Source organism: Streptomyces shinuiensis, assembly GCF_043660855.1.
GTDB lineage: Bacteria > Actinomycetota > Actinomycetes > Streptomycetales > Streptomycetaceae > Streptomyces.
The window spans coordinates 1-15792 of sequence record NZ_JBIHML010000001.1; the positions used below are offsets into that span (position 1 = coordinate 1).

The 15792-nt window shown below is 71.1% G+C and carries 12 protein-coding genes; 4 read left to right on the forward strand and 8 right to left on the reverse strand.

All coding sequences use genetic code 11. The annotated features are described in order from the left end of the window. Nucleotides 1-504 precede the first annotated feature (504 nt). From ACGRHY_RS00005 to ACGRHY_RS00015, 3 genes are all read left to right on the forward strand, one after another. Nucleotides 505-1038, forward strand: coding sequence for a hypothetical protein (locus ACGRHY_RS00005; RefSeq protein WP_394633304.1), 534 nt, complete (start codon nt 505-507; stop codon nt 1036-1038). A gap of 43 nt (nt 1039-1081) precedes the next feature. After that, nucleotides 1082-3733, forward strand: coding sequence for a DEAD/DEAH box helicase (locus ACGRHY_RS00010; protein WP_394633305.1), 2652 nt, complete (start codon nt 1082-1084; stop codon nt 3731-3733). 207 nt (nt 3734-3940) lie between these two features. Next, a complete protein-coding gene (locus ACGRHY_RS00015) occupies nt 3941-4345 on the forward strand; it encodes a hypothetical protein (RefSeq protein WP_394633306.1) in 405 nt (134 codons plus the stop codon). Nucleotides 4346-4404: 59 nt separating this feature from the next. Here ACGRHY_RS00015 and ACGRHY_RS00020 read toward each other — a convergent pair whose 3' ends face one another. Beyond that, nucleotides 4405-5505: an IS3 family transposase gene (locus ACGRHY_RS00020; RefSeq protein ID WP_394633307.1), complete on the reverse strand. Its 1101-nt coding sequence runs from the start codon at nt 5503-5505 to the stop codon at nt 4405-4407. A 329-nt stretch (nt 5506-5834) separates the two neighbouring features. Between ACGRHY_RS00020 and ACGRHY_RS00025 the strand changes: the two genes are divergently transcribed. Beyond that, entirely contained in the window at nt 5835-6782 is a 948-nt protein-coding gene (locus ACGRHY_RS00025) for a peptidoglycan-binding protein (protein ID WP_394633308.1), read from the forward strand. A 450-nt stretch (nt 6783-7232) separates the two neighbouring features. On the opposite strand, the gene ACGRHY_RS00030 is transcribed toward ACGRHY_RS00025, so the two are convergent. From ACGRHY_RS00030 to ACGRHY_RS00060, 7 genes are read right to left on the reverse strand one after another with little or no spacing between them, the layout of a single operon-like run. Beyond that, nucleotides 7233-8537 (reverse strand): ATP-grasp domain-containing protein, encoded by a 1305-nt coding sequence (locus ACGRHY_RS00030; protein WP_394633309.1) that lies wholly within the window; start codon nt 8535-8537, stop codon nt 7233-7235. After that, nucleotides 8534-10207: a condensation domain-containing protein gene (locus tag ACGRHY_RS00035; protein WP_394633310.1), complete on the reverse strand. Its 1674-nt coding sequence runs from the start codon at nt 10205-10207 to the stop codon at nt 8534-8536. Before ACGRHY_RS00035 ends, ACGRHY_RS00030 begins: the two co-directional genes overlap by 4 nt. Next, entirely contained in the window at nt 10104-11537 is a 1434-nt protein-coding gene (locus tag ACGRHY_RS00040) for a cytochrome P450 (RefSeq protein ID WP_394633311.1), read from the reverse strand. The genes ACGRHY_RS00035 and ACGRHY_RS00040 overlap by 104 nt, the downstream gene beginning before the upstream one ends. Further along, on the reverse strand, nt 11534-13381 hold the full coding sequence (locus tag ACGRHY_RS00045) for an amino acid adenylation domain-containing protein (protein WP_394633312.1): 1848 nt from the start codon (nt 13379-13381) through the stop codon (nt 11534-11536). Before ACGRHY_RS00045 ends, ACGRHY_RS00040 begins: the two co-directional genes overlap by 4 nt. Beyond that, on the reverse strand, nt 13374-14162 hold the full coding sequence (locus ACGRHY_RS00050; RefSeq protein ID WP_394633313.1) for a thioesterase II family protein: 789 nt from the start codon (nt 14160-14162) through the stop codon (nt 13374-13376). Before ACGRHY_RS00050 ends, ACGRHY_RS00045 begins: the two co-directional genes overlap by 8 nt. Before the next feature lie 47 nt (nt 14163-14209). After that, on the reverse strand, nt 14210-14410 hold the full coding sequence (locus ACGRHY_RS00055) for an MbtH family protein (RefSeq protein ID WP_093851314.1): 201 nt from the start codon (nt 14408-14410) through the stop codon (nt 14210-14212). Further along, entirely contained in the window at nt 14400-15791 is a 1392-nt protein-coding gene (locus ACGRHY_RS00060; protein ID WP_394633314.1) for an MFS transporter, read from the reverse strand. The genes ACGRHY_RS00055 and ACGRHY_RS00060 overlap by 11 nt, the downstream gene beginning before the upstream one ends. Nucleotide 15792 lies beyond the last annotated feature (1 nt).

A 15792-nucleotide genomic window follows, 5' to 3' on the forward strand; every position in this document is an offset into this window, starting at 1 on the left:
CCGGGAGCGGGACCCTCCGCGCTGCGCGCGGAGCAGCGAACCGCAGCGCTTCGCGCTGCGGTTGTGGCTCGCTGCGCTCGCCGTTCGACGCTTCGCGTCGTGCCTTCGCTGCGCTTCGGCACCGTGCTTCGCGCGGGCGGCTCCCTCCGCTTCGCTGCGGGAGTCGAAGGGGCCGGCGCTGCGCGCCGGGGCCCTCGCTGCGCTCGGGCTGGCCGCGTTGTTTCGCTGGCGCGGCGTCAGGGGTTTCGCTGCGCTCCACCCCTTCGGAGTCGGTCTAAGGGGGGTGTGGGTGGTCTGCCGTCAGCGTGTCTGTGGTGGGCGGTGGTTGGGCCCGCTGCGCGGGCCGGGCTGGCCGCGAGGTGGGGGTGGTTCGGTCTGGTTGGATGTCAGCGTAGCGGCTTCCTCTGGTTTGATGCACATGTAGTCTTGGCGGAAGTATAAGACACCCCTTCAATCATCTGATGCGGGCCCAGATGTCCGCGCCTTCCGGAAAAGGGAAAACGCATGTGGAGTGCTCAGGACGTGGCGCGGGATCAGGTCCGTTGTCAGGCGAATGGCTTGGATGCCGCCGCCGTTGCGGAGAAGGTGGCGGAGGCCGCTGTCCGTGAGCGGGAAACTGCGGAGCAGTTGAGGGGGAACGGATCCTTCTACGAATTCGAGATGGACCGGGAGCGGTTGGCTGTCGTCTGGCTGGCCAAGCACGCTGAGTGGCGGCGCGTCAGGGATTTGATGGCTGCGCTCGGTTGGGGCGTGTATGAGCCGGAGCAGGATATTCAGGGCTCGGTGTGGGCTCGTGAGCGTGAGGAACGGCTTGCTGGTGCGCTTGCGGCACAGGCTGCTTCCGGGGAGCGGGGGCGGGAGGGAGCGGATGAGCTGCGTGCGGAGGTCTGGTTGTCCGTCGCGTCCAGCCGGCTGGTCCGGGCGGTGGCTTACCGGGCGGGGCTGCCTCCCTCTCAGGTCCTGGCCCAGCTTGCCGAGCGGATCGTGATAGGCGAGGACGGTACCGTGTCCGTGCCGCCCTTCACACCGTCCCAGTGACTCCCGAAGCGAGTGAAAAAGAAGTCAGAGAAAGGGCTTGAGGATGCTGGGTATTCAGCTTCGGGAACACCAGGTGGCCCAGAAAGCGGCTTTCCGGAAGTGGGTGGGGTTTCCTGCAAGATCATCCGTTCCCTTGGAGGGGGCGCGGGCCACGATCGTGTCTGCGACCGGATCGGGGAAGACGATCACGGCCGCCGCGTGCGCACTGGAATGCTTCCCCGGCGGCCGGATCCTCGTCATGGTGCCCACCTTGGATCTGATCGTGCAGAGCGCGCAGTCCTGGCGCCGGGTCGGGCACCGCGCGCCCATGGTCGCGGTCTGCTCGGTGGACAGGGACGAGGTCCTGGAGCAGCTCGGGGCACGGACCACGACCAATGCGATTCAGCTCGCGCTGTGGGCGGGGTCCGGGCCGGTGGTGGTGTTCGCCACGTACGCCTCTCTGGTGGACCGCGAGGACCCGGAGGACCCATCGGGCCAGCGGACGGTTCGCGGGCCGCTGGAGGTCGCGCTGGCGGGCGGTGAGCGGCTGTACGGCCAGCAGATGGCCCCGTTCGACCTGGCGATTCTGGATGAGGCGCATATGACGGCCGGGGACATGGGCCGGCCCTGGGCGGCGATCCACGACAACGCCCGCATCCCCATCGACTTCCGGCTCTACCTGACCGCCACCCCACGGATCCTGGCCGCGCCCAGCCCGCAGCGCGGCCGGGACGGCCGGGAGCTGGCGATCGCATCGATGCAGGACGACAGCGCCACCTACGGCACCAGGATTTTCGACCTCGGGCTGGCGGAGGCGGTGGAACGCTCGATCCTCGCGGGCTTCGAGATCGATGTACTGGAGATCCGGGACCCCGACCCGATCCCGGGGCTGTCGGAGGACGCGCTGCGCGGCCGACGCCTGGCGCTGCTCCAGGCCGCGCTGCTGGAGCACGCGGCGCAGATGAACCTGCACACCGTCATGACATTCCACCAGCGGGTCGAGGAAGCCCGCGCCTTCGCCGAGCAAATGCCGTCAACCGCCGCCGAGCTGTACGCCGCCCAAGCATCCGAGGCCGCCCTGGCCGACGCTGAGGAACTGCCCGCCTCCTCCATCGACGCCGCGCTGTACGAGCTCGAGGACAACCGCCACGTACCCCCGGACCGGGTCTGGGCCGACTGGCTGTGCGGCGACCACCCCATCGCCCACCGGCGCGAGGTGATCCACCGGTTCGCAGGCGGCATCAACACCGAGAACCGGCGCGTACACCGGGCGTTCCTCGCCTCGGTACGGGCTCTCGGGGTCGGTGTCGACATCACCGGACTGCGCGGCGTGGAGGCGGTGTGCATCATCGGCTCGCGCAGCTCCCAGATCGACATCGTCCAGAACATCGGGCGGGCACTGCGCCCGAATCCGGACGGCACAGTGAAGACGGCGCGGATCATCATCCCGATCTTCCTGCAGCCCGGGGAGGACCCCAAAGACATGGTCGCCTCCGCCAGCTACCAGCCCCTGGTCGACATCCTCCAGGCGCTGCGCTCGCACTCGGAGCGCATGGTCGACCAACTCGCTTCCCGCGCCCTGACCCGCGGAACCGAGCGCCGACACCTCCACTCCCGCCCCGTCCCCGCAGCGGGAACCAACGGCGGTGACGGCCAGGAGACGAGCGAGACGCAGCAGGAGGCCGATCGGGTCACCTCCATCGTGATCAACTTCGCCCAGCCCCGCGACGCCGCCGACATCGCCGCCCTGACCCGCTGCCGCGTCATCCGCCCCCAGTCCCTGGTCTGGCTCGAGGGCTACCAGGCCCTGCTCCGCTGGCGAGCGGAGAACGACATCACCGGCCTGCACGCCGTCCCCCACGACACCGAGACCGAAGCCGGGACGACGAAGACGTTCCCGCTTGGGCGATGGGTGCACCAGCAGCGCAAGGCGCTGCGCGCCGGAGAACTCGACCCCCACCGCAAACAGCTCCTCGACGAGGCCGGAATGGTCTGGGAACCCGGCCAGGAAGCCTGGGAGACCAAACTCGCCGCGCTGCGCTCCTACCGGCACGCCCACAAACACCTCGCGCCTCGCCAGGACGCGGCGTGGACCGACCCCACCGACGGGGCAGAGGTCCCGATCGGGCAGCACATGGCCAACCTCCGCCGCAAGGGCGGCCTCGGCAAGAACCCCGAGCGAGCCGCCGTACGCGCGCAGCAGCTGACCGCGATCGATGAGGACTGGAACTGCCCCTGGCCCTTGGACTGGCAACGCCACTGGGCCGTCCTCCGCGACCTCGTCGCGGCGGATGGTCCCGGCGTCCTCGACGAGATCAGGCCCGGCGTGACCTTCGACGGCGACGACCTCGGACGATGGCTGAAGCGGCAGAAGAACGCGTGGGCGGAACTGTCGGAAGAACAGCAGAGACGGCTGACCAGACTGAGCGTGAAACCCGCTGAGCGTTCCACCCGGGCACCGGCCGCCAAAAGCACCCGGAAGGCGTCCGGTAAGGCGATCGCCTTCCAACGCGGCATCACAGCCCTCACCCAGTGGATTCAGCGCGAGGGCGACCAAAAAGCAGTGCCGAGAGGACACCTCGAACGCGTCGTCATCGACGGCCAGGAGCACCACCACAAGCTCGGCGTATGGCTATCGAACACCCGATCAAGGCGCGACAAACTCACCAGTGAGCAGCTGGGCGCGCTACGGAAGCTCGGCGTGGACTGGGCATGACCGCCGTGGAGGGTATGTCGTTCAGCGGACCGTGTTCTCGGTGCGGATCATCCGGCGCAGGCTGGTGCGGGCAGCAATCAGGTCTTCTTCTAGGGCGGTGATGCGGGCGCAAAACGTGGCGTTCTCCGAAGCGGCTTCTTCTAGCCGGCGAGTGAGGCCCTGGTTCAGGGCGTTCAGCTGATCGGCTCTGGTTGCTGTGTCGGGGGCGTGGATGGCATCAAGTTGCTGGCCGAGTTGGCGACGCAGGACTGCCTGGAGCCGGTCACGTTCGTCGCGGAGTTCTTTGACTTCCTGCCGGGCGCTTTCGAGTTCGGTGCGCAGACTGAGGTGGGAGGGTCGGCTTGCCGTGGCAGATGGCGGGGTGCTGTGGGCTTGGCGTGTTTGGGCTGCCTCGATGTGCTCGCGTACGCCGGGAACGTAGGTGAGCCAGGTGGAGACTCGGGCAGCGCGGGCGACTACGACGAAGATGAGCGGTTTTCCTTGTTCCTCGAGTGTGGCGAGGACGGTGAGGACGCGGGCTCGTTTGTCGAGGCTGTGGCGGCGTCTGGCTTCGACGAGGGGGCGGGGTTGCCGCGGGGGTTCATTGCGGGTCTTTCGGCTGGGTGGTGGTGAGGGGTAGGAGGGTGTGGTTATGGCCTGCTCGTTGAACCGCCCCGGGTTCGGTAGAGACCTCAGATTGTGGTCGTGACCTGGAGTTCTGTGAGTTCCGTGTAGTAGTTGGTCTCGTACTCGACGGGCGGGACGTGGCCTATCCCACCGTGCAGTCGTCGGTGGCAGTACCAGCCGATCCACTCGGCGGTGGCCGGCTCGACCTGGGAGAGGGTCTTCCAGGGCCGCTGCGGCTTGATCAACCCGGTTTTGAACAGGCCGATCGTGCCCTCCATCAGCGCGTTGTCGTACGCATCTCCGACAGAGCCGATCGAGGCCGCGATGCCGGCCGCGTCCAGGTGCTCGGCCAGCTTGAAACTGGTGTACTGGCTGCCCGCGTCGCTGTGATGTATCAACTCGCCGCGAACATGGGAATGTTCATCACGGTCACGCTGCCACAGCCCCATCTCCAGAGCGTCCAGGACGAGCCGGGTCTCCTTCGACACCGCAGCGGACCAGCCGACGATCCGGCGGGAGAAGGTGTCCACGACGAACGCAACGTAGACCACCCCGGACCAGACCGCCACGTGCGTGAAAAACGAGACCCAGCAGCGGTCCGGCGCCCCGGCGACGAAATCGCGGTCCAGGCGGTCCGGCGCCCGCGCGGCGGCCGGATCGGGGATCGTCGTGATGACCCTCTTGCCGCGCACCGCGCCGGCGATGCCGATCTCGCGCATCAGCCGCTCCACGGTGCAGCGAGCCACCGTGTGGCCCTGCCGGTTCAGCTCCCGCCAGACCTTCCTCGCCCCGTAGACACGGAAGTTGGTTTCGTGGACCTCCTGGATCAGGGTCTTGAGTTCCGCATCCCGCACGGTACGGGCAGACAGGGCGGCCAGGCGTTTGTTGTGAGCGTAGTAGGTGGACGGGGCGATCGTGCAGTCGTGCCCGCCGAAGGTCCCGCAGATCGGCTCGACCCCGCCGAAGCGGCCCCGGTGCCCGTCGATGAACACTACAAACGCAGATATGGCCGGTCGAACTCGGCCGCGAAGAAACCCGCCACGGCCTTCAGAACCTCGTTCGCCCGCTTCAGCTCGGCGTTCTCCTTCCTTCAACACCTTGAGCCGGGCGGACTCCTCCGTCGTCGTTCCCGGACGCGTCCCCGCGTCGATCCCGTGCTGCTTCACCCATGTTCCGCAGCGTCTCGCGGGAGCCGATGCCGAGCTTGTCGGTGACCGCCTACAGGACAGCCGTCTCATTCGGGTAATCACCGCGGACCCCGGCGACCATACACACCGCACAACGACACAGCTCAAAGAGCATAACGAGAAAGTCATGCCATGACCCGACCCCCCCCATAAAACCCAACCCCCACTCAAACCAAGACAATTCAGGTTGATTCCAAGCAGTACACGAGTTTCCGGCTCGCCGGGCGGCACTGCGGCCTGGACCGTACGGAGAGGGGACCATACGCTGCTGTGGCACGGTCCCCGACCCCGACGGAAGGTCCCCTCCCATGCGTTTAGGCAGATCCGGCCCCCTCGGGGTCGCCGTACTGACGGTGGTGACCGCGTTCCTTCTGGCACTGGTCCCGGCGTCCCAGGTCCGAGCCCTGCCCGCCTGGCCGTCGGTCAGCCAGGGCGCCAGCGGCGCGGACACCACGACGGCGCAGTACCTACTGCGGCACTACGGGCACGGCATCGCGGCGGACGGGCAGTTCGGGCCTGCCACCCACTCGGCCGTGGTCAGCTTCCAGTCCGCCCGCGGACTGATCGCCGACGGGGTGATCGGATCACAGACCTGGCCGCACCTGATCGTCTCCGTAAGCCAAGGGGCGAGCGGCGACGCGGTGCGGGCAGCACAGGTCCAGCTCAACGTGTACGGCGCGGGCATCGCGGTGGACGGGCAGTTCGGGCCCGCCACCGACAGTGCCGTGCGGTCGTTCCAGAGCTCCCACGGCCTCGCCGCCGACGGCCTGGTCGGCCCGCGGACCTGGCAGAGCCTCCTCGGCGGCGACGGCGGCGGCTCCCCGTCCGGTTACTCGCTGCCGCTGGACCGGGGCGCCGTCAGCCGGGCTGCCTACGCGGCCTCGCACTGGAACTCCACCCCGGCCGTCGACCTGATCGTGAGCTACGTCCCGACCTACGCGATCAGGAGCGGCGTCGTCGACCACTACAACAGCTCCTCCTGCGGCATCGGCATCCGGCTGCTCCAGTCGGACGGTTCGCGCTTCGTCTACTGCCATCTCAGCGCGCGTTCGGTGGGCGACGGGGCCCAGGTGACGGCCGGCGCACGGCTGGGCACCACCGGGGACACCGGTAACTCCGGCGCGCCGCACCTGCACGTGGAGATCAGGACGAGCGACGGCGTGGCGCGCTGCCCGCAGAGCTACCTGCTGGCGATCTACGACGGCTATACACCGCCCGGTCTGAACACCCTGCCGACCAGCGGCTGCACCGGCTGACGCCGCAGATGACCCGGCGCCTTCTTCGCGGAAGGGGGCGAGAAGTTCGGCGAGCTGCTGTTGCCGGTGCTCTGCGGTGGCAGGTCCGTGGGCGAGGGCGCCTGCCTTGTCCTGGAGGAAGAGCACGTCCACGCGGCCGGGGATGACGTCGGGTTGTACGTATCCGTCGGGGGCGGTGAAGTCATCGCCCAGGTGCCGCTGGCGGGCGATCTCGCGTTGGATCCGTGAGCGGACTTCGTCGGTGTGCCACAGCACCACCAGGAGCAGTCGGTCGACGCCAGCGGCACGCCCGACTTCGGATCGGTCGGCTCCCCGACCAAGGACGGCGACAGCTACACCCTTCTGGGAGACTGGGGCAGGATCACTCGGCCGGTCGGTCACCTCGCCATGCTGCCCCGGCCCGCGCCCCGCCACCGCGGGCGGGGACACGGGCCGTGGGCGGCGGGAGCGTCACCGCGGGGGCCGGACCTCCGCGCGGAGGTCGGCGGCGGGCACCCTGAGGGTCCCTCCGGGGAAGCGGAAGGTGTAGGTCAGGGCATCCAGGGCGCCGTCCACGACCTCCAGCAGGGTGTCGTGGACGTCGCAGGCCCCGATGAGGATGTCCATCTCCTGTGTCATGACGCCGCCGGGCAGGCGGTCGCCCGGGCGGGAGAAGGCACGGTAGCCGTCCACGCCCGGCCTGCGGCGCACCTCCTCGGCCCCCTGCACCCCGGCGAGTTCACAAGGGACGGTCGGGGCGAGGTTGTGGTACTGAAAGTAGACCCGGTCCGCACGCAGCGGATCCAGCTCGACCGGTTTGCCCAGCGCCAGCAGGCCGCCGACGCGCACCAGGTCGACGCCCGCCGCACGGCGGGCCAGTTCGTTGACGTGGCCGCCGAGCCGGCCGTTGACCTCGATGACACGCGGTCCCCGTGCGGTCAGCTTGATCTCGGTGTGGGTCAGGCCGGTGGTGACGCCCAGGGCCCGCAGCGCGCGGGTGGTCAGCCGCAGTACCTCCTCGTGCTCGTCGTCCGGCAGTGCGGCGGGCCAGAACTGGCCTACCTCACGGAAGGGCGGGACCAGGCGGAACTTGCCGGTCACCGCGAGGTGGGTGACGCCGTCCGGGCCGACGGCGCTCTCCACCGAGACGTAGTCGCCGAGGCCGAAGGGCTGCCCGGGACGTCCGGTGAGCAGTTCCTCGACCACGAACCCGGGGCCTCCGGAGGCGACGCGTCCGTCCATCAGCCGGGAGAGCACCGCGCGGGCCTCGTCCTCGTCGGCGACGGTGTGGGTGTCCCGGCTGCCCTCGCCGCAGACCGGTTTGACGATGGCGGGGTAGCCGACCTCCGCGATCGCCTCCGGCCAGTCGACGGGCCCGGTCAGCGGACGGCTGCGCACGTCGTCCGCCCCAGCCTCGCGCAGCGTGGCGCGCTGGCGGGCCTTGTCCGTCAGCAGCAGGGCGGTGGCCGCCTCGTGGAACGGCAGCCCGGTCGCTTCGGCGAGCCGGGCCGTGGTGCGCAGCATGGGCTCGCTGTAGGTGGTGATCGCGTCCGGCTCCAGGGCGCGCACCGCCGCCGCGTCGGCGTCCGGGTCGCCGGTCAGGCGTACCACGTCGCCGAGCCGGGCGAGCACCTGGCCGAGCCGGGCGGTGTGGTCGGAGGCGGCCACCAGGAAGGTGACCCGGCCCAGCCCGGCCAGGCCGCGCCCGATCTCCGCGGCCGAGACGGCGCCCTTGTCGTAGACGACCGCCAGGCCGCCGCTCACGGTGGTGGTCATCGGCCCTCCGCCAGGTCCGCCGTGTCGTCCGCCTCTCGGTCGGGATCCTCGGCGGCGGCGCGCAGGGCCGCGCGGTACAGACCGGCCAGCCGGTGTATCTCCTCCTCCCCTGCCAGGGCGGGGGCGTAGGAGTAGGTGACACCTGTGCCCGCCTCGGGCGACTCGATCGCGAAGTCCACCACCACGGGGAAGCTGTTCTTGTCGTACGCCCACCAGGTGCCCGGCCGTATCTCGCACAGCTCGTCGAGCCGCCGGTAGACGTGGAAGTGCGTGAAGTTGAATGCCACGTCGAAGGGCGGGCGGCCGATGAGCTGCTCGATGCGGCCCAGGGGATAGCGGCGGTGGGGCAGCGCGCGCTGCTCGGACAGCAGCGCGTGGCGCGCCAGGTCCGCCCAGCTCCCGGTCAGACCGGGGAACCGCATGGGCACGGTGTTGAGGAAGAGCCCGGCCATGAGGTCCGAACCGATGATTTCGGGACGGCCGTTGACCACCACGCCCGTCACCACGTCGCGCTCCCGGTCCGCCCAGCGGCCGAGCGACCAGGCGTGTGCGGCCAGCACCAGGCTGCGCAGCGGTACGCCTGCCTGCCGGGCCGCGCGGCGCAGTCGGGCCAGCAGGTCGGCGTCGATGTCGAACGCCACGTGGGCCGACTGGTCGGGCGCGGCGTCGAAACGGCCCCGGTCGAAGCGCAGCGCGGGCACGTCGGCCTCCTCGTGCCAGAACCGCTCGGCCTCGGCGGAGTCGAGTGCGGCACGCTCCAGTTCGGCGAAGATCCGTGCCCCGCTCTCGGGCACCGGGGGGAGACCGGGCTCGGTGCCGCTCAGCGCGGCGTCGTACAGCACCATCAGGTCCACGAGCAGCTGGGCATAGCTCCAGCCGTCGACGAAGGCGTGGTGCAGTGCCAGCATGACGTGGAACGACTCCGGACGGGCCACGACGTGGCAGCGGAAGGCGGGGGCACGGCCGGTGTCCAGCGGCTCGGCGAGCCTGCGCCGCTTCCACTCCTCCATCAGGCCGACGGTCTTGGCATCGTCGCCGGGGTCCTGGGTGGCGACGGTGTCGACGGTCAGCAAAAGCCCGGGGTCGGACCACACGAGCTGGAGCGGTTCGCTGAAGGCGCCCAAGTCGAAGGAGCTGCGCAGCATGGTGTGACGGCGGCAGAGCGCGGCCAGCGCGTCGCGGAAGAGAGCGCCGTCGAAGCGACCGCTCACCTCCACGCCGACGAGATCCTGGTAGAGCGTGGAGTCGGCGGACAGCTGCGAGACGTACAGCAGTCCGATCTGAAGGGCGGTGGCGGGCACGGCGTCGTCCAGACCGTCCGGCAGCGCCTCGCGGTCCGCCTCGGTGACCAGGCCGAACGGTTCGGCGGCGGCCGGGGAGGGCGCCGCTGCGGCGGCGCCCTCCGCCTCCTGGGCGTCGGCCGGGTCGCGACCGGCGAGTTCGGCGGCCAGTTCGGCGGCCGTCGGGTGGAACAGGATGTCCTGGAGGGTCATCGGAAGACCGCGGGCCTGGGCGTCGGCGACGAACCGCAGGGCGACGAGTGAGTCGCCGCCCATCGCATAGAAGTCATCGTCCGGCCGGATCTCCTGACCGGCCAGGTGAGTGGCGAGGATCTCCAGCAGTTCGCCGGTCAGTCGGCGCTCGGTCCACGCCATGGCGTTCTCCCTCATCGGACTCTCCTCTGACTGCGGCGGCTCGGGCTTCGGTGGGCGGGGCCTCGGTGGGCGGTGCGGCGGTCCGCCGCACCGACGCGGCACGTGAGGACGACCGGACCCGGACCGGCAACCGGGTGATGCCCGCGACGAAGTTGGACGCCAGATGGACCGGCTCCCCGGCGGGCTCGAACTCCTCGACCCGCTCGACCACCTCCGCGAAGAAGGCGTTGAGGGTCAGCCGTGCCACGGCCGCCCCGAGGCAGTAGTGCGGCCCGAACCCGAAGGCGATGTGCCGGTTGTCGCTTCGGGTGACATCGAAGCGGTAGGGGCAGGTGAAGACCCGCTCGTCCCGGTTGGCCGAGCCCACCCAGGCGGCCACGGCCTCGCCGGCACGGACCGTGCCGCCGCTCAGCTCGACATCGGTCACGGCATGTCGCAGGAAGCTGCCGGCGGCCGAGGTCCAGCGCAGCCCCTCCTCCACCAGGCCGGGTACCAGGGAGGGGTCCTCACGGACCAGCCGGTACTGGCCGGGGTTCTCCATCAGCGCCACGACGGTGCCGCTGACGGTGTGCGGGGTGGTGGCGTTGGCGCCCAGCAGCAGGCTGTAGCAGTTGAGGATCACCTCCTCGCGGCTGAGCGGCGCGTCGCCCGCGGGGATCTCCATCAGGTACTGGACGAGGTCGGGCCCCTCGGCGCGGAAGCCGTTCTCCCGAACGCGGACCTGCTCGGAGAAGTAGGTGAACAACTCGTGGTGGGCGATGGCCAGCGTCGCTTTGGCGCTGTGCACGCGGAAGGCGGGGTCCTGGGGCGCGGCGGCCATGCCGGTCCACTTCAGCAACCGGGGCCCGTCGCCGGGCGGAAGGCCCATCAGTGCCCCGGCCACGGCCATGGGCAGTTCGGCCGCGCAGGCCGCCAGGTCCCACACCTCGCCGTCGGCGGGCGGACGGAACACCGCGCGGGCCGCCTCGCAGACCAGTTCCCGGGAGGCGTCCAGGCCCTTGCCGGTCAGCATCCTGTTCAGCGGCCGGCGCAGCTCGCCATGGCGCGGCGGGTCGGTGGCCACCAGCATCTTGCCCGCGGCGGCCTCGCCCTGTCCGAGCTGCTGGAGCAGACTGCCGCGCTCCGAGGTGAACTCCCGGTGGCTGCCCAGCACCCGGCACACGTCCGCGTGGCGGGTCACCGACACGAACTCCCGTCCGTCGGGAAGTTCCTGCCGGTGCAGCGGCGCATGGGCGCGCATGGCCGCCCACGCGGGGTGCGGGTCCCCGGTGGCATAGGACTCGGGGTCGAAGAGGTCGAACGCGGCCGGGTCGACCGGTTCGGGCCCCGGGACGGAGATCCTCACCCCTCCTCCCGTTCGGCGCTCCGGCGCTCCAGCAGCCGGGCCAGTCCAGCGGGTGTGGGGTCGATGTAGAACGCCAGCGGGGTGATCTCCACGCCGTACCCGCGGCCCAGTTCGGTGATGATCGACACCGCGAGCAGGGAGTCGCCGCCGACCTCGAAGAAATCGTCGTCGGCGCCGATCCCGGCAATGCTGAGGTGGTCGGTCCACAGGGCCACCACGGCCCTTTCCGTCTCCGTCTCCGGTGTCCGGTGGGGGTCGTTGAGCTCGGGCCGCTCGTACGGGGTCCATTCGCGGGCCAGGGCGGCCCGGTCGACCTTGCCGTTGGCGTTCAGCGGGAGTTCGGGCACGCAGCGGATGAAGGCGGGCACCGCGTAGGAGGGCAGCGACACGGCGAGCCGGCGCCGGAGCCGGAGGGTGGACAGGTCGTCGCCCACCACGTGGGCCACCAACTGCCTGCCCCCGGAGGGGAGGGAACGTGGTACCACGGCGGCCCGTGCCACCCCCTCCAGGGCGGTCAGCGCGGCCTCCACCTCCCCCGGCTCGACGCGGAAGCCGCGGATCTTGACCTGGTCGTCGGCGCGTCCGACGAACTCCAGCGTCCCGTCGGGCCGTCGGCGCGCCAGGTCGCCGGTGCGGTACATCCGGTCGCCGGGCGCGCCGGATAACGGGTCGGGCAGGAACCGCCCGGCCGTCAGCCCCGGGCTGCCAAGGTAGCCGTGGGCGAGGCCGTCCCCTGCGGCGTACAGCTCGCCCGTCTCCCCGTCCGGCACCGGTTCCAGCCGCTCATCCAGCACGTACGCGCGGGTGCGGCGGATCGGCCGGCCGATGGGAACCGCCGCGCCCTCCTCCGGCGGTTCGGTGACGGGATGGCAGCAGGTGAAGGTGGTGTTCTCGGTGGGCCCGTAGCCGTTGACGACGGTGGTGGCGGGCAGGGCGGCGACCGCGCGCCGCACGTGTGCCGGGGAGAGGATGTCGCCGCCCGCGAGCAGGTAGCGCAGCCCGCGCAGGCCGGCCAGAACGTCCGGGCCGAGGTCCACCATCCGTTGGAACAGGCCCGCTGTGAGCCACAGGATGGTCACGCCCTCCCGGTGTACCAGCGCGGCCAGTTCGGCCGGCGTGAGATCGTGCGGCGGCGCGAACACCAGCCGACCGCCGTTCAGGAGCGGCCCCCAAAGCTCCAGGGTGGAGGCGTCGAAGGCGATCGGCGCGAGCTGGAGGAACACGTCGTCGGGGCCGATGGTGACGTAGTCCGGGCCGAGGACCAGGCGCAGCACGGCCCGGTGCGGCACGCACACGCCCTTGGGGCGGCCGGTGGAACCGGAGGTGTAGGCGATGTAGACCGGGTGCCCGGCCCCGGCTGCGACGGTGACCGGGTCCGGCGCGTGCCCTGCGACGGCGGACCGGTGCGGCTCGCGGTCCAGGGCGATCACGGTGCGTCCCTCCAGCCCCGCGGCGTCCGGCTCCCCGAGGGTGAGCACCACCCGGACCGCGGCGTCGTCCAGCAGCAGCCGGTGGCGCTCAGCGGGCTGTCGGTGGTCGAGCGCCAGGTAGGCGGCGCCTGCCTTGAGGATGCCCAGCAGTGCCACCGCGGTCTCCGCCGCGCGGTGGGCCAGGAGCCCGACCGTGTCACCGGGCCCGGTCCCGGCGGCCCGTAGGTGCCGGGCCAACCGGTTGGCGCGTGCGTCGAGTTCGGCGTAAGTGAGCGTGCCGTCGGTGCCGGACACGGCGACCCGGCCCGGATGGGCGTGTGCCCGGCGCGCGACGACGTGTGCGATGGTTCCGGGCTCCGCGGGTGCCTCGGCGGCCGTGGGGCCGGGCGCCGGTTCCGCGATGGTCTCAGACATGGTCGCTCCCCCCCTTCGCCGGTGCCGTGACGCGCTCCAGCAGGGACATCAGGTCGGCGGGGGCCGACAGGAACTCGTAGTGGCCGCCGCCGAGCACCGCGAACTCGACATCGTCGGAGTACGCACTCCACCCGTCGAGCCGTCCGGGCGGGACCTCGGGGTCGTCGGACCAGCGCAGCACCGTGATGCCGGACGGCAGGGGTGTCGGGCCGTCGGTGGTGTACAGCGCGGTCGCGTCCAGGTCCTGGTGCAGGACGTCGAGCGTCAGCTTCATCAGCAGGGGGTGCGGGGTGCCGCCGCGGGCGACCACCTGCTGCGACAGCTCGTCGGTCAGCTCCTCGTCGCTCAGTCCCAGGAACCGGTCGTGCGGGCACTCGTGCGGCGGAACCTGCGCGGACACCACCAGCCGGTCCGGGGTCGGCAGGCCGCGGGCGGCCAGCTGCCGCGCGGTCTCGAAGGCGGGCAGCACCCCCGCGCAGTGCCCGAAGAAGACGAACGGCCGGTCCAGGTGAGGCAGGAGGGGCTCGATGAGGTTCTCGGCCAGCCCCCCGAAGGTGCCGAAGTGCCGTTCCCTGATGCGGTTCTCACGGGCGGGAAGCTGGATCGGGCAGGTCTCGGCTCGGCCGACGCGCCGTGGCCAGCGGGAGAACATGGACGCGCCCACGCCGGAGTAGGGGAAGCAGAAGATCCGCGCTTCGGCGTCGGCGTCCGGTCTGCGCAGCAGCCAGCGCGCCGGGCGCGGAGGGCCCACGCCGTCGTCCGCCGCCGGTGCGGTGGGCACTGCGGGCGCGGCTGATTCCGCCGCCGGCGCCGTTCGGGACGTGCCGGTCATGAGCGCTGACGCAGGCTCAGCGGGCGGATGTCGGTCCACACCCGCGCGATGTGCGCCAGGCACTCGTCCTTGGGTCCCCGGTGGCCCGCGTCCCGCCAGCCCGCCGGGTTCTCCCGGTCTTCCGGCCAGATCGAGTACTGCTCCTCGTGGTTGACGACCACCTTGTAGATACGGTCGTCCGCGTCGTCATGCGCCATGAGTCGTCTCCTCCTTGGTGTGGTTCGTCGCGTGGTCGGGGGTCTCCGTCGCGGTCAGCGCGTCGGGCACTTCCTGTTCCAGCCGGATCACCCGCGGGCGCGCGGTGGTCACGGCGACGGCGGCGAGCAGCAGCAGGCCCGCGCCGAGGAACACCAGGGCGATGTCCGCGCCGGTGCCGGTGATCCGGCCGACCGTTGTCTCCAGGGCGCCGCCGGACGAGACCAGCGGGCGGGCCACCAACTCCACCAGCGGGCCGGCCAGTCCGTACGCGACGGGGCCGGTGGACCAGGCGATGGCACGGCGCACCGCGAAGACGCGGCCCTGCATCTCACGCGGTGTCTTCAGCTGCCACAGGGTGGCCGTGACCACGTTGATCACGGAGTAGCCGCCCAGGACGCCGAACAGCGCCGCGGCGATCACCCAGGGCGAGGGGTGGACACCACAGGCCAGCACCAGCAGGCCGTTGACCGAGGTGATCGCCAGGATGGCGGCCACCCGCCGGGTGGGCGCGCGGCGCAGGCTGAGGTAGAAACCGACGAGCAGCATGCCCGCCCAGCCGACGGCCTCCACGGTGCCGAGCTGCGCCGGGGTGCCGATGCTGAGCACCAGTGGCGGGACCAGCACCACGACGAGTTCGACGGCCAGGTTGGTCACCGCGAAGAACACCAGAAGGCCGAGCAGTCCGCGCCGGGCTCGGATGAACCGCCAGCCTTCGGCGACGTCCCGGCGTACCGACCGTCGGGGCCCGGGCCCGTCCTCCGCCGCCCCCGTCCCGTCCTCCTCCGCAGCGTGCGCCCTCCCCGGCGCGCCGGTGCCGTCGGCTGCCCTCCACCGTCCGGCCACGATCAGCGTGCCGACGGCTACGCAGAAGGTCAGCACGTCGAGCGCGACCAGTCCGGAGAGCCCTATCACCGTGTACAGGGCGCCGCCGAGCGCCGCGCCGACCAGTCGTCCCATGCCGTCGGCGAGACCGATCCGGCCGTTGGCCCGGCTCAGTTCGTTCGGCGGCACGATCTCCGGCACCAGGGCGGACAACGCGGGCCACTGGAAGGCGGTGCACACCGAGGACACCGCCACCAGTGCGTAGACGTGCCACATCACCAGCACGCCGGCGTGGTGCGCCAGGCCGACCGCGGCCGGGACGACGACGGCCACGGCGTCACTGAGCAGCATCGTCCGGCGGCGGTCCCAGCGGTCGACCAGCGCTCCGGCCGCAGGCAGTGCCAGCACCCCGGGCAGGGACGCGGCCAGCACCACGGTGCTGAAGTAGGTGACCGACCCGGTGGTATCGAAGACCCAGACTCCCAGGCCGAAGACGGTGACGGCGGAACCGATCAGGGAGACGAGCTGGCCGAACCAGATCAGGTTGAAGACGCGCACC

Excerpts from the sequence above, each read along its gene's own strand:
- ACGRHY_RS00045 (WP_394633312.1), bottom strand. The coding sequence starts at position 13,381 with ATGTCTGAGACCATCGCGGAACCGGCGCCCGGCCCCACGGCCGCCGAG.
- ACGRHY_RS00030 (WP_394633309.1), bottom strand. The coding sequence starts at position 8,537 with ATGACCACCACCGTGAGCGGCGGCCTGGCGGTCGTCTACGACAAGGGC.
- ACGRHY_RS00025 (WP_394633308.1), top strand. The coding sequence starts at position 5,835 with ATGCGTTTAGGCAGATCCGGCCCCCTCGGGGTCGCCGTACTGACGGTG.
- ACGRHY_RS00005 (WP_394633304.1), top strand. The coding sequence starts at position 505 with ATGTGGAGTGCTCAGGACGTGGCGCGGGATCAGGTCCGTTGTCAGGCG.
- ACGRHY_RS00010 (WP_394633305.1), top strand. The coding sequence starts at position 1,082 with ATGCTGGGTATTCAGCTTCGGGAACACCAGGTGGCCCAGAAAGCGGCT.
- ACGRHY_RS00055 (WP_093851314.1), bottom strand. The coding sequence starts at position 14,410 with ATGGCGCATGACGACGCGGACGACCGTATCTACAAGGTGGTCGTCAAC.
- ACGRHY_RS00035 (WP_394633310.1), bottom strand. The coding sequence starts at position 10,207 with ATGAGGGAGAACGCCATGGCGTGGACCGAGCGCCGACTGACCGGCGAA.